The sequence below is a fragment of the Peteryoungia desertarenae genome, from assembly GCF_005860795.2.
Taxonomy (GTDB): Bacteria; Pseudomonadota; Alphaproteobacteria; order Rhizobiales; family Rhizobiaceae; genus Allorhizobium; species Allorhizobium desertarenae.
The window spans coordinates 1476197-1497816 of sequence record NZ_CP058350.1; the positions used below are offsets into that span (position 1 = coordinate 1476197).

Below are 21620 nucleotides of genomic sequence, written 5' to 3' on the forward strand. Positions count from 1 at the left end.
TTTCAGGGAAGAGGAATCCCATCATGACCTACAAGAATTTCACCATCGAAACTGACTCCGACGGCATTGCCCTCGTCACCTGGGACATGCCGGAAAAGTCGATGAACGTTTTCACCGTCGAAGTCATGGACGAGATCGAGAAGATCGTCGATCAGACCTGTGCCGATGACGGTGTCAAGGGTGTGGTCTTCACCTCTGGCAAGTCGTCCTTCTCCGGCGGCGCTGACCTCACGATGATCAAGTCCATGTTCTCGATGATCGACGAGGAAAAGGCCAAGGACCCGGCGGGAGCCGTCCAGAAGCTGTTTGATGCCGCCGGTCGCATGACCTGGCTCTGGCGCAAGATCGAAACCTGCGGCAAGCCCTGGGTCTCCGCCATCAATGGCACCTGCATGGGTGGCGCGACCGAGCTGTCGCTTGCCTGCCATGGCCGCGTTGCCTCGAATGCGAAATCGGTCAAGATCGGCCTGCCTGAAGTCAAGGTCGGCATCTTCCCCGGCGCCGGTGGCACACAGCGCGTTCCGCGTCTTGCCAACACGCAGGATGCCCTGCAGATGATGACCACGGGTCAGACGCTGACGGCAGCACGCGCGAAGGCGATGAACCTTGTCCATCAGGTTGTCGAGCCGGGTGAACTGATCAATGCCGCAAAGCAGATGATCAAGGACGGTCTGAAGCCCGTTGCCCCCTGGGACGAAAAGGGCTTCAAGGCTCCGGGCGGCGGCATCTGGACTCCGGCTGCTGCCCAGCTCTGGCCGGCCGCCTCCGCCATCCTGCGCCGGGAAACCGCCGGCAACTATCCGGCAGCGCTTGCCATCCTCAAATGCGTCTATGAAGGCCTGCAGGTTCCCTTCGATACGGGTCTGAAGATCGAGCAGCGCTATTTCACCGAGATCCTGCAGACCACCGAGGCCTACTCGATGATCCGCTCGCTCTTCGTTTCGCTGCAGGAGCTCAACAAGGGCGCTCGCCGTCCGGCTGGCGTCGAAAAGACCGAGCTGAAGAAGGTCGGCGTCGTTGGCGCTGGCTTCATGGGCGCCTCGATTGCCTATGTCACGGCAGCCGCCGGTATCAACGTGGTCCTGATCGACCGCGACATGGAGGCCGCTGGCAAGGGCAAGACCCATTCAGACGGCCTGGTGTCCGGAGCCGTTGGTAAAGGCAAGATGACCAAGGACGAGGGCGAAAAGCTTCTCTCGCTAATCACCCCTTCTGACGACTACAATACGCTCTCCGATGCCGATCTCGTCATCGAAGCCGTCTTCGAGGACCGCGACGTCAAGAAGGCCGTGATCGAGAAGGTTGAGGCGGTTCTGCCGGAAGGCGCGATCTTCGCGTCCAATACCTCGACGCTGCCGATCACCGGTCTGGCGAAAAATTCCAAGCGCCCGGTCGATTTCATCGGCATCCACTTCTTCTCGCCGGTCGAGAAGATGATGCTGACGGAAGTCATTCTCGGCAAGGAAACCGGCGACAAGGCACTCGCTGTCGCGCTCGACTATGTCGCCGCAATCAAGAAGACCCCGATCGTCGTCAACGACACGCGCGGCTTCTTCGTCAACCGCTGCGTCCTGCGCTACATGTCCGAGAGCTACAACATGCTCATCGAAGGCGTACCTCCGGTCATGATCGAAAATGCTGCAAAGTTTGCCGGCATGCCGGTTGGTCCGCTGTCGCTGAATGATGAAGTCGCGATCGACCTTTCGCTCAAGATCCTGAAGGCAACCGTTGCCGATCTCGGCGAAAAGGCCATCGACCCGCGCCACATGGAGCTTGTCTCCCGCATGGTCGAGAAGGAAGAGCGTTTCGGTCGCAAGAACGGCAAGGGCTTCTATGACTACCCTGCCAAGCCTGCGAAAAAGCACATCTGGCCGGGCCTGAAGGATCTTTATCCGCAGCAGAAGCCGGAAGCCGTTAACGTCAAGACCCTGCAGGAACGCTTCCTCGCGACCATCGCGCTGGAAGCCGCCCGCACCGTTGAGGAAGGCATTGTCACCGATCCGCGCGAAGCCGATATCGGCTCGATCCTCGGCTTCGGCTTTGCACCTTACACCGGCGGTGCCCTGTCCTATATCGACGGCATGGGTGTGAAGAACTTCGTAAGCCTCTGCGAACGCCTCGCCAAGGATTACGGCGCCCACTTCACCCCGACCCCGCTGCTCAAGGACATGGCCGCCAAGGGCGAAACCTTCTACGGCCGCTTCGACCCCTATGGTGAAGCCGCCAAGGCTGCCTGATCGCGACGCCGCGCGAAGGCGATGAGAGGGATGCTGGCACGCCCCACCTCCCCCCTTGCGGGGGAGGGCGGAAAATCGAAGGCTTAGGCGCGCGCAAGCCGCCTAAACTTCAGATTTTCCCGGAGAGGGGCGCGGTTATGCTGGCACCATCCTCACCGAGCCCCTCTCTTGCGAATTCAGATGTTGAGGCCGCTTACGCTGGCCTAATTCGTCGAAATCGCATTCTCTCCCTCCAGGGGAGAGAAAAGACCTGCGATCACACTTCCGTGATCGAAACCTCGCCTCTCAAAAAATCCCCTTAACCCTTACGGGTTAACGACGCGGTTTCGCTGCTTTTTGGGGGATGATCATTCCAAATTCCCCAATCTTTCCAATCACCATACCCCATTTTCATCCCCCTCCGTTTTCTCTGCCTCATACTCGTGCCGTTCCGCCCTCGGATACACCGGACATTGCGAAGTCCGGCGAGGCGGGGCCGGTGCCGGGGTGGAGGGCTGTCGCAGGTCCAAGATAACGGCGTCGCAACGGTCTCCCTCCCTTCGCCAGGAAGAAGGGAATACCGGCACGGATGGCCGGTTCTTGATCTTCCTGCCTGATCAGAAGGGGCGTGCCTGGGAGGCACACAAGGAGGCGTCCGGCGCAAATGCCGGATGAAAAGACGGCGGGGAGCTCTGAAGATCCGACAAGGATCAAAGGGACATCCCCGGGAATGAGGGTCCGGCCGGGGGTGCACATCCGGCGGGAACCTCCCGGGCCAACCGGCCAGGCTCTTGGCCTGTCTCACAAGGACAGGCGGGACCCGACCCTCAAGCCCGGACGACGGTGGATCGCCAATGATCGTCCCGTCACCGCCGCCTCTGCAGCGAGACACTGCGATGATGAAGACACCGAACAGGGCGCCGGAAGGAGCCACATAAACTACTTAGATAGGTTGCTTCTGGCGCCCTGTCCGAGACGAAAGACAAAGGCCGACATGGCCGCAACCGGAGGGCAAAACCCGACCGGACATTGGGCATGGTTTTTTGACAGATTGAATTTTGGTGCCGCCTTTCCTCTCCCCTTGCGGGAGAAGAAGCGAAATCGAGGGCTTAGCCACAGGCTAAACCTCAGATTTCGCCGATGAGGGGGTCAGTCAGGCGGGCAGGAATGTCCCCCTCACTGGCGATTTCTGATGTTTAGCCGCAGCGGAGCTGCCGCTAATTCATCGAAATCGCATTCTCTCCCTCCAGGGGAGAGAATTAAATATCCCCCCAAGCGCTCGCCTACTGCGTCAACGCATAGGGCCGGCGAAGCCCCTGGTTCTCCAGCCAGGCGATCAGCGCATCCGGTTCGTCCGTCTGGATGATCGTCACGCCCCGTTCGATGAAGAAGCCGTAGACATCCTCCGGTCGTCCGGTGGAAAGCGCGAGATAATCCCCGCGTCCCCCTGCCACCATGCCTTCTGGCCGGTCGGTAATGGGATAGGTATTGATCCAGAGATGGGCATCGTTGCGGATCGCCACCGCCTGAGCGCGCGGTGAGAGCAGCGGGCCGCCATCCGTCGTGATTGGAGCGCCGGCATCGCGATACCAGTGAACGAGCTCGGCAGCAGGCGGCTGAATTGTCAGTTTCACCTCTTCGATGAAAGCCGGATCGCGCACTGCGTCATCGGCCAGGATCGGCATGAAGGCAACATCCGGACCGATCGCCCGGGTGATCGTTTCGGCCAGTGCCAACCGCTCGGCATTCCAGACGGCGAGCTTGAGCAGGACGCCATCCGCCATATCGAGGCTTCGAGCCAGAGCGGCGATTTCGATCAGCGCCTCGGGTTCGAGCTTGTTGTCGATATTGATCAGCACGCGACCTCGCGCACGGAGCATCGCCTCCGCCAGTGTCGCCACCCGCTCTTCGGTAACCTGCCGCGAACCTTCGATGACGAGATTGCAGCGTCGAAGCGCGGTGAGGGTCCAGTCTGCAACACGTCCCTGGCAGTTCGTTGTGCGGTCAAGCGTCTCATCATGCATGATGACCAGCACGCCATCCTTCGAACGGCGGATATCGAGCTCGACCATCTCGATCCCCGAGGCTGCGGCATGATCGATCGCCGCAAAGGAGTTTTCGGCACGCACGGGCACGCCATTCACCTTCCAGCCGGCGCGATGGGCAACCACCATCACATGGTCCCGCCACTGATTGGCAGAGTTCAGCCGCTCATGGATGAGGAAAGAGCGGCTGATGGAGGAGTTTGCGAGTTGCGGGGCTGTGGCATTGCCCGCTGTGTCGGGCAGAAATCCGGCAAAGGCCGCAAGAAGAACAAGCCAGGGACGCATGGGCGTTTTCTCCTGAGGAAGCTCGATGAGAGCGAAACGGCGGCAGGCTCGCGGATTCGGGTCACACGGCCATGACATTTTGATTAAGCTTCCGTGACAGGCTATGCTTTCTGGACAGAGCTTGTCGGCAAGGCCGGAACCGCCTTTGGCGCTTTCCCGTTGATCCCGGCCAGAACGTGAAGAAGAAGCAGGAGACAGACGGCATGGATACGCGAACCTACATGGAGGACAACCTGAAGGTCATCGCGACGGAACTGCCGGTGAATGCCATCCTGCATTTCTGGCTGAAGGCCATCAGCCCCGACCAGCCGGGCTCGGTGTCGCTCCGCAACAGTGACGGAAAGTTCGGCGAGGTGCAGGCGGTCAATGCCGAGGAGCATTCCTTTCGCATCTATCAGATATTCGGCGGTGGCGAGGTTGAATGCGTCTATGATCCCGCAATGACCTCGCTTTCGGTGGCCTATTGGTTCACGCCCCACGACGTGCTGGAAACAGGCATCACCGTCTTGCACACGAACCCGGCCAATGAGGCGCCGGACCTGCCACATGGCTATCATTTTCGTCCGCCTTTCGGCTGGATGAATGATCCGAACGGCTTTGGCCGCTTCGGCGGACGACCGCATCTTTTCTACCAGCACTATTCGCATGGCCGGATCTGGAACAACATGCATTGGGGCCATGCCGTTTCCGCCGATTACCTGCGCTGGCGCCATCTGCCGGTTTTTCTCTTCCCGTCGGAAGCCGTGACTGTCAGGCCCGATATGCGCGGAGGTGCTTTCTCGGGTTCGGCGATTGCTCTTCCGAATGGGCCCGGCATCCGCGTCTTCTTCACGGAAAAGATCGCCGAGCGTACGCCCGAGCAGGAAATCCAGATGACCGCCACCTCCGGCGATCTCTTCAGTGCCGGTGCGGCTGAGGTGCTGCTGGGGGAGAGACCTGACGGCGAGGGGCTGACCCCCGATTTTCGCGACCCCTATGTCTTCCGCGGACCCGACGGCCTGTGGAAGATGCTGCTTGGCAGCCAGAGCGACCAAGGCGGCGTTATACTGCTTTACGAGACCGAGGATGGCACGGCGGCCACGGGCTGGCGCTATTGCGGCAAGCTTTTTGTCGAGACGCAGTATCGCACCACTGCGCTGGAATGCCCCTGCCTCCTGCCGCTGGATGGCGATGCCCGCAACCCGGCCACCCGCTGGGCCCTGATCTATGGACTGATGAATGGCGAGGATAAAGACACCGGACGCCGCAACCTGACCATGGTCGATGTCGGCTGGTTCGATGGCCGCCACTTTGCCAAGGAATTCGGTCGCGAACTCGATTTCGGCACGGACAACTACGCCTTCCAGGCTTTCGTTGATGGCGACACACCGGTTGGCATCGGCTGGATCGGCAACTGGGCCGATACCGGGCCGGCGATCGATTTTCCAAGCGCCATGAGCCTGCCGCGCACCCTGAAGATCGAGGACGGAGCCCTGCTGACGCCACCCATCCAGGCCGCCGAAAGCCTGCGGGGGCGGATGCTTGATCGAACCCGTCTGGCTGCCGGCCAGTCGGTTGCCTTGCCTCACGGTGCCGTCGAAATCCTCTTCGACCTTGCAGAACCGGGCGCCCATTTCCGGCTGGAGCTGGAGCATCCGGAAACCCGTCTGGCGCTGGTCCAGACGGATGAAGGCATCGAGATCCTGCATGACAATGGCAAACCCGGTCCCCGCTATCTTGGCAAGGGCGCGCGCGGCAGTCGCTTCCGCGTCTTCCTCGACTATGGCTCGATCGAGGTCTTTGTCGACCATGGCCGCCATGCCGCCACCAAACGGATCAGTGGCTTTGAGCCCATTCGCGCCGTGAAGCTTCAGACCGATGCCGGCATGCTGCAGCGGGCGACCCTCTGGGAAATGCGGCTTTGAAAGCCTCTCGGACAATCTCGTCCGCTCCGGTGCTGTCATCGATCCGTTAGATTGCAACAATAAGGTTGTCACCGGTCTAGACACGGTGGGCAACGCAGATGAATACCCAGGAAATCCAGTCCAGTAGCCTTCGGGCTGCAAGCCTGTTGGAAGAGGTGCTGGAACTGCGCGAAGCGGTGTTATCCGAAGCCGTCGTCTTCGAACATCGCTTCGCCGTCGACGACCGCACGCCCGATCAAGCGACACGAAATCTCGCCCATTATCTCGCGCTTCGCCGGAAGGATCTGCGGATTTTGCAGCGCCGGCTGATGGCGCTTGGCCTTTCCTCGCTCGGCCGATTGGAAGGCCGCGTCTTGCCGACGCTGGATGCAGTTGCCCATGCGCTGGCAAGCCTCGCCGGTCGCGAAGCCATGGTTAGCTGCCAGAGCGAGACAGCCTTTTTCACAGGCGAATCCGAACTGACAAAGGCCACAACCGCATTGATGGGCGAGGCGTCTCCTGGACGCCGGACGAGGGTCATGGTGACGCTTCCCGGAACGGCGGCTGAAAACCCGGAGCTGATCCGGGCTCTTGCCCATGCCGGCATGAACATTGCCCGCATCAACTGCGCCCATGATGGTCCGGATGCCTGGCGGGCCATGACCGCCTTCGTCAAGGAAGCAGCTCAGGAAACTGGCCGTGAAATCCGCATCCTGATGGATATCGCCGGTCCCAAGATCCGCACGGGCGAGATTTCTGCGCTGAAAAAGAAGGGCAAGCTGCAGGCCGGTGATCGGATCCGGCTGATTGCGACCGGAACCCCCGAGGCGAACGCAGATCTTCCGTTCGCCGCAGCCGTTTCGCTGCCCGAAATGGTCACGCGCCTCGCGGTCGGCAATCGGCTTCGTTATGATGACGGCAAGCTTGATGCGGTGGTGGAGGCCGTGAGCGACGGCGAAGCGGTGATCCGCGTCGAACGCGTGAAAGCCGGTGGCGTCAAGCTGAAGCCGGAAAAGGGCATCAATCTGCCCGACACGGCGCTTGGCCTTTCACCGCTGACGGCCAAGGACGAACTCGATCTTGCGACGGTGGTCGAATGCGCCGACATGATCGGCTATTCCTTCGTCAGCCGTCCGGACGATATCGACCTCTTGGATGGCGTGCTTGCCCGCCTCGGTCAGGGGCAAAAGCCGATAGGGCTGATCGCCAAGATCGAGCAGCCGGCAGCGCTTGCCAATCTGCCGGATCTGATGGTTCGTGCCCGGCGTCGCGGCCCGTTCGGCGTCATGATCGCGCGTGGCGATCTCGCCGCAGAAATCGGTTTCGAGCGGCTCGCCGAAATGCAGGAAGAGATCCTGTGGCTTTGCGAAGCCGCTTCAGTCCCCTGTGTCTGGGCGACCCAGGTGCTGGAAGACATGGTCAAGGAGGGCATCCCGACCCGTAGCGAGATGACCGATGCGGCCATGGCGGCACGGGCGGAATGCGTCATGCTCAACAAGGGGCCAGCGATCGTCGATGCGGTATCGCTGCTCGACAGACTTTTGTGCAGGATGGACGAACACGTCTTCAAGAAGACGCCGACGCTGCGTGCGTTGAAAAGCTGGTAAGCCTTCGCGGACTATTCATACCTACTCTGCTGCCTGCTTGCGCGAGGATACCTGGGTGATGAAGGCCCGCATGGCGGCGGGTTTGACCGGCTTGTTCTGCAACGCAATGTTCTGCCGCTCTGCCTCGGCCCGGACATCAGCGGTCCGGTCCGCCGTGATCAGCAGGGCAGGGATCTCCGCGCCATAGACGGCTCTCAGCCTTAGGACAGCGCCTATCCCGCTTCCGTCACCGAGATGATAATCCACGATGGCGAGATCCGGTGGGTCTTTCTTCTCGGCGATCAACTGGTCCATTTCCGCAATCGAACCGACACAGGTTACCTCGCAGCCCCAGCCGGAAATCAGAAGCTGCATGCCTTCCAGGATCTTCGGCTCGTTGTCGATGCAGAGCACACGGAAGCCCTGGAGCGGGATCGCGTTACGATCAATCGATGTGACGGTATTGCCCTTGCGCGTTGCAGGCTTGGACAGGTCCAGCGGCATCACGACCTTGAAGGTGGTGCCCTTGCCGGGCCTTGAGGAAATCTCCACCCGGTGGTTCAGCACGCGGGAAATGCGGTCAACGATTGAAAGACCCAGACCGAGCCCGGACGCGGTGCGCATTCCCTCTTCTAGCCGGGCGAACTCCTTGAACACGGTCTTGAATTTCGATGCTGGAATGCCGATGCCGGAATCCGTGACCTGGATAACGACATCGCTGCCCTGTCGTCTGGCGCCGATGATGACGCGACCAGCGGGCGTGTATTTGATCGCATTCGACACGAGGTTCTGGACAAGGCGGCGCAGGAGATTGGGATCCGAGCGCACCGACAGGGATGTCGGCATGATGACGAGTTCGAGATCCTTTTCCCGCGCGACGGGTTGGAAGTCCGTTTCGATGCGTTCAAAGAGGCCTTGCAAGGGAACAGCCGCAAATCTCGGTTTCATCGCCCCCGTATCAAGCCTTGAGATATCAAGAACCGCGCCCAGGATGATCTCAACCGATTCAAGCGCGGAATCGATATTGCGGACCAGAGCACTGTTTTCCGAGGCGCCGAGGCGCTCCACCAGCGACGATGAATAAAGACGGGCGGCGTTCAGTGGCTGGAGAATGTCGTGTCCGGCGGCGGCGAAGAAGCGTGTCTTGGAAAGGTTGGCTTCGTCGGCCGATGCCCGGGCCTCAGCCAGAGCATGGTTCACCCGGGTCAGTTCCGCCGTGCGCTCGCTGACCCGCTGCTCCAGCGTCTCATTCGCCTGTTTCAATGCCTGGTCGGCAGCAACCTGCGCAGTGATATCGGTGAAGGTCGCGACAAGACCCTGGTCCGGCATCAGGTTGCAGCGCACTTCGAGAATGCGCTGACCGGCGCCAAGCACCATCTGGAAGGGATGGTCGAACTGGTGGAAGATCTTCGCCAGCGCCTCTTCGTCGTCATTGCGCACGTCACCGCGGCGGGCAAGGATCGCAATAATGTCCGAGAGCGGGAAGCCGACCTGGCCGACATGCTCGGGAAGATCGAGGAGATTGCGGAACCGCCGGTTCCAGATTGTCAGGCGGTCAGAGGCGTCGAAAACGGCAATCCCCTGATCCATCTGCGAGAGCGCAGTCTGCAGCATGTCCTGATTGTATTGTAGCGCTTCGGATGCCTGGTCGAGGAGCCAGACCGTATCGGCCGAACTGTCCTCTGCCTTCTGCAGGATGAGAGACAGGACGAGGCGCGCGGACGATGAGCCAATGGCACTGCCGAGAAGCTGCTCGGAGAAATGGATGAAGGCCATGTCCGCGAGACTGTTGTCGTCCAGCTTCTTGCCCACCTTCATTTCATAGGAACGGAAGGAGCGCTGCATCCGCTCCGTGCCGAGATAGCGGGAGATCGCGCTTTTCAATTCGCCAACGGTGACGCTGGTCTTCCAGCCGCGATCGGCAATATTGCTGCGCGACTGGCGCTTGATGAAGACGCTGGACTGGATACGCTCGACCGGCCTTGGATTGCGGCTGAGTGAGCCGATGATGAAGGCGAGCGTGTTGACCATCAGGCTGAAGATCGTGACATTGACAAAATTGTCGACCGCCTCGCCCGAAAACATCGAAAAGCCGGGGAATAGAAAGCCGAGAACGGCAGAAGCAATCCAGGAATGGTCCGTGGTGCCAAGGCTTGGCAGGAACTGCAGATAGGCCCAGACGAAGAAGCCGGAAGCAAGGCCGGCGATCGCGCCGCGCGCGTTTGCCCGCCGCCACAAAAGACCGCCGAACATGGCCGGCGCAATCTGGGCAATGGCTGAAAAGGACAGAAGGCCGATACTGGCGAGCCCGGTCGAGCCGTCGGCGGTGCGGAAATAGACATAGCCGAGCAACATGACGCCGAAGATCGCGGTTCGGCGGATATGCAGGAGGGTCTTCGCAAAATCTGCTCGCTGGCTGGGTGTGCCAAGCAGCTTCTGCCTGAGAAAGATCGGCAGGACCATGTCGTTCGACACCATGATGCCGAGAGCCACGGAGGCAACAATGACCATTGCGGTCGCAGCCGAGAACCCGCCGATAAAGGTAAACAGCGAAACGAAGCTCGCGCCCTCATGCAGCGAAATCGACAGGACATAGAGGTCCGGGTCGCCCGTCCCGTTGAATGTCAGCAACCCGGCAACAGCAGCGGGCAGGACAAAGATGTTGATCGCGATCAGGTAAAGCGGCATGAGAATGCCGGCAAGTTTCAGTTCCCGCTCGGTTCGGTTCTCGACGACCGTCACATGGAACTGCCGTGGCAGCATGATGATCGCAAAAGCCGAGAGCGCAATCAGCAGCAGCCATCGACCGGCAGGCGTCTCATGGCCAAGCGCCTCCATGACCATGGGGCTCTCGCTGGCTTGCTGCCAAAGATCGGCAGGACCATCGAACATGACGAAAAGCACGAAGAGACCAAGTGTCCAGAACGCCAGGAGCTTGACCACTGATTCCATCGCAATGGCGAGGATGAGGCCATCCTGGTGCTCGGTGGCATCGGTATGTCGGGTACCGAAAACGACGGCAAAACAGGCAAGCAGGAAGGCAACGATCAGCGGCAGGTCGATGAAATAGAGATTGCCTGTGCCAATGCCATAGGCCGTCGGGTCCATGACCGCCGCAACCGAGCTGGAAACGGCCTTCAGCTGAAGCGCGATGTAGGGAACGATACCCACGAGATAGATGATCGTCACCATCAGGCCGACGATCGGATTTTTCCCGTAACGTGCGGCAACGAAGTCTGCACCGGAGGTGATGCGCTCACGCTTGGCCAGCTCCACGACACGCCGAAGGATGGGCATGCCAAGCGTATACATCAGGATTGGACCGATATAGATCGCGAGAAATTCAAGCCCTCTATCAGCGGCGAGGCCGACACCACCGAAATAAGTCCAGGACGTACAATAGACCGCAAGGCTGAGGGCATAGACCATTGGCCTGCCACCTGGCGGAACGCCATGGATGCGCGATTTCCGGTCACCGTAGCTCGCAACGGCAAACAGAAACAACAGATAGCCCAAGGCTGCGACAACGATGATCCATCCCGGGAGCACGCATTCTCCTCCTGAACGGCGCCTGGTGCCACTCTAGGTGATGTTATTGATTTTTGAAATCTCCCCGCACTTGACCTTAAGTCTGAGACAAGCGTGACAAGCGCGCGGGTTATGCCGGAAAGAATGTAGTCGGGACAAGACCTTTCCCGTTTGCGGCAGTTTAATCTTGTATTAACGATAGCTTGGACGCTGGAAGCCCGTTCCGCGTCTGGATCTACTTTAACTGGAGCAGGGGTATGCTGAACGAATTCAAGACTTTCATCGCACGCGGCAATGTGATGGACCTCGCCGTCGGCGTCATCATCGGCGGCGCCTTCGGACTGATCGTCAACTCGCTGGTCGAAGACATCGTCATGCCGATTGTCGGCGTGATCTTCGGCGGTTTTGACTTTTCCAACTATTTCCTGCCCCTGAACATCAATGTCACGGCGACGACATTGGCCGCTGCCCGTGAGCAGGGTGCCGTTTTCGCCTATGGCAATTTCATAACCGTCATCATCAACTTCCTGATCCTCGCCTGGATCATCTTCCTGATGGTCAAGGGCGTGAACAAGCTTCGCGCCTCCCTCGAGAAAAAGGAGAAGGAAGAAGCGGCAGCCGCTCCACCGCCGGCCGACATCGCGCTCCTGACGGAAATCCGCGACCTTCTGAAAAAGGGCTGAGGCGCCCCATCATTCGACACAGGATGGCCGAGGCGCCAAGCGACCTGCGGCCATCCATCACCTGAATCGATTCGTCGCTCACGGATTGTCATGAGATTTTTGCCCGCTGATCGGCTAGAGCATGGGCAACAGATCTCTGGAGACAAGCATTCATGTCCTTCGTCTATTCGCTGAGCCCCCGCGCCCTGGCCGCACCGGAAAGCGGCATTGTTGAAATCATCAATTATGCCCGTGGGCGCGATGGGCTCCTGCCGCTTTGGGCAGGTGAAGGCGATCTGCCGACACCCGATTTCATCAACAGAGCCGCGAGCGAGGCTCTTCTCGGCGGCGAGACCTTCTATACCTGGCAGCGTGGCGTGCCCGAACTGCGTCAGGCCCTGTCGGCCTATTATCAGCGGCACTTCGCGGTAGACCTGCCGATGGAGCATTTCTACGTGACAGGCTCCGGCATGCAGGCGATTGCACTTGCCGTCCAGGCGCTGACCTCGCCGGGCGACGAAATGATCTATCTCTCGCCCTGCTGGCCGAACATTGTCTCGGCTATCGACCTGGCAGGCGCGAAGTCAGTCGGTCTGCCATTGACCTTTGCCGATGGCGGCTGGTCGCTTGATTTCGAGGCGCTGGAAGCCCGGATCACGCCAAGGACAAAAGCGCTCTTTATCAATACACCCTCCAACCCGACTGGCTGGACGGCGACGGAGGAGGACCTGAAGACGATCCTCACCATCGCCCGTCGTCACGGGCTTTGGATCCTCGCCGACGAGATCTATGCGCTTTATTACTTCGGTGAGGGCGAGCGCGCTCCCTCCTTCCTGGATGTGATGGAAGAGGGTGACCGGGTCATCTTTGCCAATTCCTTCTCCAAAAACTGGTCGATGACCGGCTGGCGGGTCGGCTGGCTGGTGGCTCCGCCCGAGATCGGCCAAGTTCTCGAAAACCTGATCCAGTATTCCACCTCGGGTGTTGCCCAGTTCATGCAGCGCGGTGCTGTCGTGGCGCTGAATGAGGGGGATGGCTTTATTGCCGAGAACATCGTCCGCGCCAGGGCCTCGCGTGACATCCTCTGTGATGCGCTGATTGCTACCAACCGCGTCGAGACCCTGAAGCCCGAGGGTGCGCTTTACGCCTTCCTCAAGATCGACGGCATTACGGACAGCCGCAAGGCCGCGCTCGATATCGTCGACAAGACCGGCGTTGGTCTGGCTCCCGGAACAGCCTTCAGCGAGGGCGGAGCGCCATTTCTGCGCGCCTGCTTCCTGCGCAATCCAAAGCACATCGAAGATGCCGCCGATCGCTTGAGCCGGTACATTCTCGCACTGTGACAGTGTGGGCGGGTATCGATAAAATTTGAATGATCCGGGTAAGGCGGACTTTACCTTACCCTCTGATATTCCATGAAAATCCGTCATTTAGGCGAGCTTGGAAACAACTTTTAAGGTGCCATCTGGTTACCTCTTCCCAACAACAAGAAACGGGAAGAAGAATCATGGCGATCTTGGTAACAGGCGGTGCAGGTTACATCGGCAGCCATATGGTCTGGGCGCTGCTGGATGCCGGTGAAGATGTCGTTGTTGTCGACCGGCTGTCGACGGGCTTCCGCTGGGCGGTGGCACCCAAGGCCCGTTTCTATCTCGGGGACATTGGCGACAAGGATCTGTTGAGCCAGATCTTTGTCGAGAACAGCATCGAGGCGATCGTCCATTTTGCGGGCTCGATTGTCGTGCCGGACTCCGTCAGCGCGCCGCTCGAATATTATGAGAACAACACCTGTAACACCCGCCGTCTGATTGCCGCAGCCGTTGAGGCCGGGATCGACAAGATCATATTCTCCTCCACTGCAGCCGTCTACGGGACGCCGGATGTCGCGCTGCCGGTTACCGAGGATACGCCGCTGCGACCGGAAAACCCCTATGGCCAGTCGAAACTGATGAGCGAGGTGATGCTGCGCGATGCCTCTGCAGCCCATGATCTCCGACACGTCGTTTTGCGCTATTTCAACGTGGCCGGCGCCGATATTGCCGGCCGAGCCGGCCAGTCGTCGCTCGGCGCGACGCATCTCCTGAAGGTCGCCTGCGAGGCAGCCCTTGGAAAGCGCAAGACACTATCCGTCTGGGGCACGGACTATGACACCCATGATGGCACCGGCGTGCGCGACTATATCCATGTGAACGATCTGGTGGACGCCCATCTGGCTGCCCTGACCTATCTGCGCGAGGGCGGCCCATCAATGACGGCCAATTGCGGCTATGGCGTCGGTTATTCGGTGCTCGACGTGTTGCGCGCCGTTCGCCAGGCCTGCGGCCATCCCTTTGCCATCGAATATGGCCCGCGCCGTCCCGGCGACGCTGCCTATATCGTGGCGGATTCCAGCCGGGCACGCGCCTTGCTGGGCTGGAAACCACGCTACAACGACCTGCGGCTGATCGTGGAATCGGCTCTCGACTGGGAGCGCCGACTGAAGGAAGTGGCAACGCCCGATCTCGAAGGTCTGCGCCAGCGTCTGGCCAGCGGCTTCTGAGCCTCTAAAGAAACTCGACGTCAATCGAGGTTTCAGCCCGGCATGCTCTGCGCCATCTGATAGAGCCCGGAGCTTCGTGCACCGGAAGCACAATAGGCCAGCACTTTGCCTTCCGTTTCGCGCAGGATCGCCTTGAGCTTGGCCGCCTGCTCCATCGGCACCGCATTGCCGCCGACGGGCAGATAATGTGCCTCTATCCCCGAAGCTTTTGCGGCCTCGGCAATGGCCGCAAACTTCGGCTGGCCCCAGCCTTCGCCATCCGGCCGCATGCACAGGACGACCTGATAGCCTTCGGCTGCCGCCGCCTGCATGTCCTTTGGTTGCAACTGTCCTGTAACGTGATAGCGGGCTGTAAGTGGGCGGGTGCGCATGGAAATCCTTTCTGCGAACGATCTATCAAATACATAGTGAAAATGTAATGTAAATCAAGATGGCGCCGGTCAACACCATGAGCAGCCAAATCTGGGCATTTGATCCTTTTGCCAATTCCGGCCTTTGACGAGACGAAAGGCGCGCCCTTACAGAGACTTCGGAATTTCATGAACGCTCAAGGAACTCAGACTATGACGATCCGTATCCGATCCATCGCCGCCTTTGCCGTGACCGCCTTGTTGATGGCAGGGCCGGTTCATGCCGTCGAACCTGGCCCCTGGGCTCTCGAAAGCGCAGAGGGCACCTGCCACATCGAGTTTCAGAACGAACCCTATGCCGAGGGCATCTGGACAATTCTGCAGCATGACGGCGATTGCCCGGCAGCACTGATGGCCCTGTCAGCCTATTCGGAAAACAATGATGGCCAGAGCATCATGCTCTACACGACCGCAAACGGCCTTGAGATGACCGGCCGCGTGGACCGCGAGGACGACCGGCTCTATGTCGGCATGGTGGGCGATCTGGAAGTCACGATGACGCGACCCTGAAGCATACACTCGTTTTAAGGCGCATCACGGGCTCGCGAAACTGCGACCATGGTGCGCCTTTGTCTTTTGAAGGTCCGCAGCTGACAACAGATCATCACGCGATGATCGCGCGATCGCTGTCCAAATAAAATTCGGTAATCGGGAAAAATGGTGCTGCTAGAGAGATTTGAACTCTCGGCCTCTCCCTTACCAAGGGAGTGCTCTACCCCTGAGCTATAGCAGCATCTGGCGGGCGGCCATGGATGCCGGCCCGGAACGAGGGGCCTATTGCCACAGTCTGACTGGCAGTGCAAGCCGGAAAAGAGAAGTTGCGGCCAAGATTTGTTGCGGGGCGGGCAAACCCCTTTTGCGCCCGTGGTTTTCGCGCTATCAAGCCGCCATGATGAAAGATGTGGACAGGACAGGCGGGGAAGGTTCGGGCGCGCAGAAAGAAGATGCGTCCGAGGTCCGCAAGAAACGCCAGGTGCAGGCCTTGAGCGAGGCGGAGGTCAGGCGGCGCGAGCGCACGGCCGAAAAGCTGCGTGAAAATCTACTCAAGCGCAAACAGCAGCAGCGGGCGCGCCGCGCCGGAGACGCAGACGAAACGGATGGTCTGCCTGCCGCAATTAAGACTAATCGCGATGATTAATGCGAGGCGAGCGGCTTCGAATTGAACAGAAGTTGCTTTTCGTCTAAAGAGCCAGCCGCGCCAGGTCTGGCTTGTCCCTCTGGTCTCTCTTTCGGCCATGCCCTCAGGGCAGGGCCTCTCTTCGTTCAGGAAAGGCGGGCTTTGCCCGTATCGTAGGCTTACATGGATCGCATCAGGATTGTCGGCGGCAAAGAGCTGAACGGGATCATCCCGATCTCCGGCGCCAAGAATGCAGCGCTGCCGCTGATGATTGCTTCGCTTCTGACCAGCGATACGCTGACCCTCGAAAACGTGCCGCATCTCGCCGATGTCGAGGGCCTGGTGCGCATCCTGGGCAATCACGGTGTCGACATTGCCGTCAATGGCCGGCGCGAGCACCAGGACGGCTCCTATGCGCGCACGATCCATTTCACCTGCCGCACGGTTGCCGATACGACGGCACCTTACGAACTGGTGTCGAAGATGCGGGCAAGCTTCTGGGTCATTGGCCCGCTTCTTGCCCGAGAGGGCCGCGCTCGCGTCTCCCTGCCGGGCGGCTGCGCCATCGGCACCCGGCCTGTGGATCTCTTCATCGAAGGCCTGACGGCGCTCGGCGCCGAGATGGAAATCGACGGTGGCTATATCAATGCAACAGCGCCCAAGGGCGGCCTGATCGGCGCCCACTATACCTTTCCGAAGGTTTCGGTTGGCGCGACCCATGTGATGCTGATGGCCGCTTCCCTGGCGCGCGGCACCACGGTGATCGGCAATGCAGCGCGTGAGCCCGAAGTGGTTGATCTCGCCAATTGCCTGATTGCCATGGGGGCAAAAATCACAGGCGCTGGCACTTCGACCATCACGATCGAGGGCGTGCCAAGCCTCTCGGGTGCGCGCCATCGGGTGCTGCCGGACCGGATCGAGACCGGTACCTATGCCATGGCCGTTGCCATGACCGGCGGCGATGTCACCCTGACCGGAACAGACATGACGCTTCTCGACACGGCTGTCGAGGCGATCCGCCGTGCGGGTGCCGAACTCTCGGCCGTTGAGGGTGGAATTCGCATCATTGGCCATGGCCAGGCCATCCGTCCGGTTGACATCGTCACCGAACCCTTTCCGGGCTTCCCGACCGACCTGCAGGCTCAGTTCATGGGTCTGATGACCCGCGCCCAGGGTGTCTCGCATGTCACCGAAACCATCTTCGAGAACCGCTTTATGCATGTGCAGGAACTGGCGCGTCTTGGAGCGAAGATCAGCCTCAACGGTCAGACGGCGCGGATCGAAGGCGTCTCCCGCCTGCGTGGTGCTCCTGTGATGGCGACCGATCTGCGCGCTTCGGTATCGCTGGTGATTGCCGGCCTTGCTGCCGAAGGCGAGACCATGGTGTCCCGCGTCTATCACCTCGATCGCGGCTTCGAGCGGCTGGAAGAAAAGCTGACCCGTTGTGGCGCGCTTGTGGAACGCATCAGCGATTGAATTAGACTTCGGTCTATTTGTCCGGTTGCCTCTGGACAAGCGACAACCTATGTCAAAAGGATGAGCAGGGCGGAAGGCCTCACCTGAATAAGGGTGGAGCTGGATGCAGCAGTGACGGACAAGGTATTATGACGGATTTGAAACTACTCGCCCTCGACGCCGATGACCTTTCGGTCATCTCTGCTCATATGCAGGATGCGGTGTTCAAGGTGGCGGATCTGTCCTTTTCTGCCCGTTCGAGCCTGTTTTCGGTGGCCGTCAATCGCTTCGTCTGGGAAAAGGCCGATCGCGCCGCAAAAAGCTATGAGCGCCGTCGCGCCGTCTTGAGCTTCAAGCGGGTCCAGGCTGTCCGCTCAATCGGCTTTGACCGGAGCAAGGGCGATGATGTCCTGTCGCTGCTGGCAGTGCGGTTCCTGATCAAGGACGACGGGCCTGATGGCGTGATCGAACTTGTCCTGTCGGGCGGCGGTACCATCGCTCTGGATGTCGAATGCATCGAGGCGCAGCTGGCCGATACCGGTGGCGCATGGGAAACGGCTAGCAAGCCAGGCCATCCCGGCGACTGAGCGGACGACGACGGGCAGCATGAACGAGGGCAGGGGCAGGAAGGAAGACTGAGGACGTGGCAATCTGGCTTGATCAGACATCCGACGATTTCGAGGCGCGCTTCAAGGCGTTCCTTTCCACCAAGCGGGAAGTGTCCGATGATGTGAACGACATCGTTCGCAAGATCATCGACGATGTGCGTCAGCGTGGCGATGCGGCGCTTGCGGATTACTCGCGCCGCTTCGACGGGATTGATTTCGACACCCTGCCCATGCGGGTGACCGAGCAGGAGATTGACGAGGCCTATCGCTCGATATCACCGGAACTTCTGGCCGCACTCGAACTTGCGGCGAGCCGCATCGAGCGCCATCACGCCCGCCAGATGCCCAAGGATGATATCTATGAGGATGCCATCGGTGTTGGCCTCGGCTCCCGCTGGACGGCTATCGATGCGGTCGGCCTCTATGTGCCCGGTGGCACTGCGAGCTATCCCTCATCCGTGCTGATGAATGCGTTGCCGGCCAAGGTGGCTGGTGTGCCGCGTGTCGTGATGGTCTGCCCGGCAACCGGGGGCGCGATCAACCCGACAGTGCTGGCCGCAGCCAGGATCGCCGGCGTCACCGAGATCTACCGCATCGGTGGTGCGCAGGCCGTGGCGGCTCTCGCTTATGGCACGGAAACCATAGAGCCTGTTGCCAAGATCGTCGGCCCCGGCAATGCCTATGTTGCCGCCGCCAAGCGCCATGTGTTCGGTACGGTCGGCATCGACATGATCGCCGGTCCATCGGAAGTTCTGGTGATTGCCGAGCCTGACAATGATCCGGACTGGCTGGCTGCCGACCTGCTTGCCCAGGCCGAGCATGATCCGGGAGCCCAATCGATCCTGATCACCACTGATCGCGCCTTTGGCAAGGCGGTGGAAGAGGCTGTCGAGCGACAGTTGAAGAGCCTTAACCGCGCCGAAACGGCAAGCGCGAGCTGGCGCGATTTTGGCGCCATCATTCTCGTCAAGACGATGGACGACAGCATTCCACTTGCCAATCGCATTGCCGCCGAGCATCTGGAACTCGCCGTCGCTGACCCGGAACCGCTCGTCAAGGCGATCCTCAATGCCGGCGCGATCTTTGTCGGACGCCATACGCCGGAAGTGATCGGCGACTATGTCGGCGGCTCCAACCACGTGCTGCCAACGGCGCGTTCCGCACGCTTTTCCTCCGGCCTCTCGGTGCTCGACTATGTCAAGCGTACCTCGATACTCAGGCTTGGACCCGAGCAGCTGCGCCAGCTGGCACCGGCGGCAATCGCGCTGGCGAATTCCGAGGGGCTCGACGCCCATGCGCGCTCGGTTGCCATCCGTCTGAACCTGGAAGGGTGATCGAGCGATGAGCGAAAGCGCCTACCGGCTCTGTGATGTCTTTCTGGACGAGACCATCGGCCGCTCGACGCCGGATGTCGAGCATGAGCGCGCCGTCGCGATCTTCGACCTGATCGAGGAAAACAGCTTCGAGCCGGTAGGCCATCCTGGCGGTCCCTACCGCCTGCAACTGTCCCTGATGGACAGCAAGCTGGTTTTTTCGATCAAGACCGAGGCGGGTGCTGATGTCGCAACCCACATTCTGTCGCTCACGCCCTTTCGCCGGATCATCAAGGATTACTTCATGATCTGCGAGAGCTATTACGAGGCGATTCGCACGTCGACGCCATCGCAGATCGAGGCGATCGACATGGGCCGGCGCGGCATTCACAATGATGGCTCACAGACGCTGATGGACCGGTTGGACGGCAAGATCAGAATAGATTTCGACACGGCACGCCGGCTCTTCACGCTGGTCTGCGTGCTCTACTGGCGTGGATGACCGGATGGAAGATCCCGGTTCCGGCGATCTGAAAGACCGGCGTCCAGGCGCGATCCTCTTTGTTTGCGGCATGAACTCCATCCGCTCGCCCATGGCCGAGGCGCTCGCCCGCGCCATGCTGCCGTCGGGTATCTATGTGGCATCGGCCGGCGTGAAGCGCGGTGAACGCGATCCTTTCGTGGATGCGGTACTGGACGAGGAGGGTTTGAGCCTTGGTCGTCGTCAGCCACAGACGCTGGAGGATCTGGAGGACGATTATTTCGATCTCGTCATCACACTCTCGCCCGAGGCCCATCACGCAGCCCTTGAACTCACCCGCTCGACCGCTGTTGACGTGGCCTATTGGCCTATGCCCGACCCTACCGGAACGACGGGCACGCGCGAGCAGATCCTGAATGCCTATCGCGATGTGCGAGACCGGCTGAAAAGATTGATTGTCGAGCGCTTCGTCAGGGGGTAAAAGCCCCGACTGCAGGCCCTTTGAAACAAATTCCGAAAGCCTGATCTGCAAGGTTCACAAATCCTCGCCGATTGTGTAGTTTCCGCCAACCTTTTTAAGGGGGCGGCAATCGGCCCCCGTTTGAAACATCAAGGAAGACAACCGCTCTATGGCAAAAGAAGAAGTCCTCGAATTTCCCGGCGTCGTTACGGAACTGCTGCCGAACGCGACTTTCCGGGTCAAGCTCGAAAACGAGCACGAGATCATCGCCCACACCGCAGGCCGCATGCGCAAGAACCGCATCCGCGTTCTCGCCGGCGACAAGGTGCTTGTTGAAATGACCCCTTACGACCTGACCAAGGGCCGTATCACCTATCGCTTCAAGTAAGCCCGCCGCCTGCGGGAGGGTTCATGCCACTGAGACAGAAGCTGATACTGGCCTCCGGGTCGCCGCGCCGCCTTGACCTGTTGAAGCAGGCAGGCATCGAGCCCGCGCGCCTGATGCCCATGGACCTGGATGAGACGCCGGCAAAGTCCGAGCATCCGCGCTCGCTGGCCCGCCGCCTCTCCGCCGACAAGGCCAAGGCCGCCTATGCCGAGATACGCAAGGACCTGACCTGGAGGGATAGCCATATCCTGGCCGCCGATACGGTCGTGGCCGTTGGCCGGCGCATCCTGCCCAAGGCAGAATATATCGAGGAAGCCTCCTCGGCACTCCAGCTTCTGTCTGGACGCAGCCACTGGGTTTTCACCGGCGTCTGCCTGATCACGCCCGACGGCAAGCTGCGCCAGAAGATCGTCGAGACCAAGGTCCGCTTCAAGCGGCTCTCCGGCTATGACATCGAATGCTATCTCGCCTCTGGCCAATGGCGCGGCAAGGCCGGTGCCTATGCCATCCAGGGCATTGCCGGCACTTTTGTCCAGAAGCTTGTCGGCTCTTACACCAATGTCGTCGGCCTGCCGCTGTTTGAGACGCTGCAGATGCTCTCGGGCGAGGGCTATGACGTGCATACCGGCTGGACGGAAGGCTGA

At 60.2% G+C, this 21620-nt stretch carries 18 protein-coding genes and 1 tRNA gene; 15 read left to right on the forward strand and 4 right to left on the reverse strand.

What is annotated here, in order from left to right; translation table 11 throughout:
• Positions 1–23: 23 nt before the first annotated feature.
• Entirely contained in the window at positions 24–2237 is a 2214-nt protein-coding gene (locus tag FE840_RS06985; RefSeq protein ID WP_138285559.1) for an FAD-dependent oxidoreductase, read from the forward strand.
• A 1262-nt stretch (positions 2238–3499) separates the two neighbouring features.
• Here FE840_RS06985 and FE840_RS06990 read toward each other — a convergent pair.
• A complete protein-coding gene (locus FE840_RS06990) occupies positions 3500–4546 on the reverse strand; it encodes a glycerophosphodiester phosphodiesterase family protein (RefSeq protein ID WP_138285558.1) in 1047 nt (348 codons plus the stop codon).
• Between the two features lie 203 nt (positions 4547–4749).
• Here FE840_RS06990 and FE840_RS06995 point away from each other — a divergent pair, with 203 nt between their 5' ends.
• Positions 4750–6450 (forward strand): GH32 C-terminal domain-containing protein, encoded by a 1701-nt coding sequence (locus tag FE840_RS06995; protein WP_138285557.1) that lies wholly within the window; start codon positions 4750–4752, stop codon positions 6448–6450.
• 98 nt (positions 6451–6548) lie between these two features.
• Positions 6549–8036 carry a pyruvate kinase gene (locus FE840_RS07000; RefSeq protein WP_138285556.1) on the forward strand — a complete coding sequence of 496 codons (1488 nt, stop codon included), beginning with the start codon at positions 6549–6551 and terminating at the stop codon, positions 8034–8036.
• A gap of 21 nt (positions 8037–8057) precedes the next feature.
• Here FE840_RS07000 and FE840_RS07005 read toward each other — a convergent pair whose 3' ends face one another.
• Complete coding sequence (locus FE840_RS07005; RefSeq protein ID WP_138285555.1) at positions 8058–11564, reverse strand: hybrid sensor histidine kinase/response regulator; 3507 nt, start codon at positions 11562–11564, stop codon at positions 8058–8060.
• Positions 11565–11800: 236 nt separating this feature from the next.
• Between FE840_RS07005 and mscL the strand changes: the two genes are divergently transcribed.
• From mscL to galE, 3 genes are all read left to right on the forward strand, one after another.
• Positions 11801–12226 carry a large conductance mechanosensitive channel protein MscL gene (gene mscL, locus FE840_RS07010; RefSeq protein WP_138285554.1) on the forward strand — a complete coding sequence of 142 codons (426 nt, stop codon included), beginning with the start codon at positions 11801–11803 and terminating at the stop codon, positions 12224–12226.
• A 152-nt stretch (positions 12227–12378) separates the two neighbouring features.
• Positions 12379–13548 (forward strand): pyridoxal phosphate-dependent aminotransferase, encoded by a 1170-nt coding sequence (locus FE840_RS07015; protein WP_138285553.1) that lies wholly within the window; start codon positions 12379–12381, stop codon positions 13546–13548.
• Positions 13549–13712: 164 nt separating this feature from the next.
• On the forward strand, positions 13713–14744 hold the full coding sequence (gene galE, locus FE840_RS07020; RefSeq protein ID WP_138285552.1) for a UDP-glucose 4-epimerase GalE: 1032 nt from the start codon (positions 13713–13715) through the stop codon (positions 14742–14744).
• A gap of 32 nt (positions 14745–14776) precedes the next feature.
• On the opposite strand, the gene FE840_RS07025 is transcribed toward galE, so the two are convergent.
• Complete coding sequence (locus FE840_RS07025; protein WP_138285551.1) at positions 14777–15115, reverse strand: protein tyrosine phosphatase family protein; 339 nt, start codon at positions 15113–15115, stop codon at positions 14777–14779.
• 192 nt (positions 15116–15307) lie between these two features.
• Between FE840_RS07025 and FE840_RS07030 the strand changes: the two genes are divergently transcribed.
• Positions 15308–15664, forward strand: coding sequence for a hypothetical protein (locus FE840_RS07030; RefSeq protein ID WP_138285550.1), 357 nt, complete (start codon positions 15308–15310; stop codon positions 15662–15664).
• Between the two features lie 148 nt (positions 15665–15812).
• Here the strand turns inward: FE840_RS07030 and FE840_RS07035 are convergent.
• A tRNA-Thr gene (locus FE840_RS07035) sits at positions 15813–15887 on the reverse strand.
• 156 nt (positions 15888–16043) lie between these two features.
• Here FE840_RS07035 and FE840_RS21175 point away from each other — a divergent pair.
• From FE840_RS21175 to FE840_RS07075, 8 genes are all read left to right on the forward strand, one after another.
• On the forward strand, positions 16044–16292 hold the full coding sequence (locus tag FE840_RS21175) for a hypothetical protein (protein WP_425502205.1): 249 nt from the start codon (positions 16044–16046) through the stop codon (positions 16290–16292).
• 162 nt (positions 16293–16454) lie between these two features.
• A complete protein-coding gene (gene murA, locus FE840_RS07045; protein ID WP_138285549.1) occupies positions 16455–17747 on the forward strand; it encodes a UDP-N-acetylglucosamine 1-carboxyvinyltransferase in 1293 nt (430 codons plus the stop codon).
• Positions 17748–17875: 128 nt separating this feature from the next.
• A complete protein-coding gene (locus FE840_RS07050) occupies positions 17876–18313 on the forward strand; it encodes a DUF2948 family protein (RefSeq protein ID WP_138285548.1) in 438 nt (145 codons plus the stop codon).
• Positions 18314–18369: 56 nt separating this feature from the next.
• Positions 18370–19668: a histidinol dehydrogenase gene (gene hisD, locus FE840_RS07055; protein ID WP_138285547.1), complete on the forward strand. Its 1299-nt coding sequence runs from the start codon at positions 18370–18372 to the stop codon at positions 19666–19668.
• A gap of 7 nt (positions 19669–19675) precedes the next feature.
• On the forward strand, positions 19676–20149 hold the full coding sequence (locus FE840_RS07060) for a UPF0262 family protein (protein ID WP_138285546.1): 474 nt from the start codon (positions 19676–19678) through the stop codon (positions 20147–20149).
• A 4-nt stretch (positions 20150–20153) separates the two neighbouring features.
• Complete coding sequence (locus FE840_RS07065) at positions 20154–20609, forward strand: arsenate-mycothiol transferase ArsC (RefSeq protein WP_138285545.1); 456 nt, start codon at positions 20154–20156, stop codon at positions 20607–20609.
• A gap of 148 nt (positions 20610–20757) precedes the next feature.
• Positions 20758–20976 carry a translation initiation factor IF-1 gene (infA, locus tag FE840_RS07070; RefSeq protein WP_004435948.1) on the forward strand — a complete coding sequence of 73 codons (219 nt, stop codon included), beginning with the start codon at positions 20758–20760 and terminating at the stop codon, positions 20974–20976.
• 23 nt (positions 20977–20999) lie between these two features.
• The gene (locus FE840_RS07075) at positions 21000–21620 is read left to right on the forward strand and encodes a Maf-like protein (RefSeq protein ID WP_138285544.1); all 621 of its coding nucleotides are present in this window, start codon (positions 21000–21002) and stop codon (positions 21618–21620) included.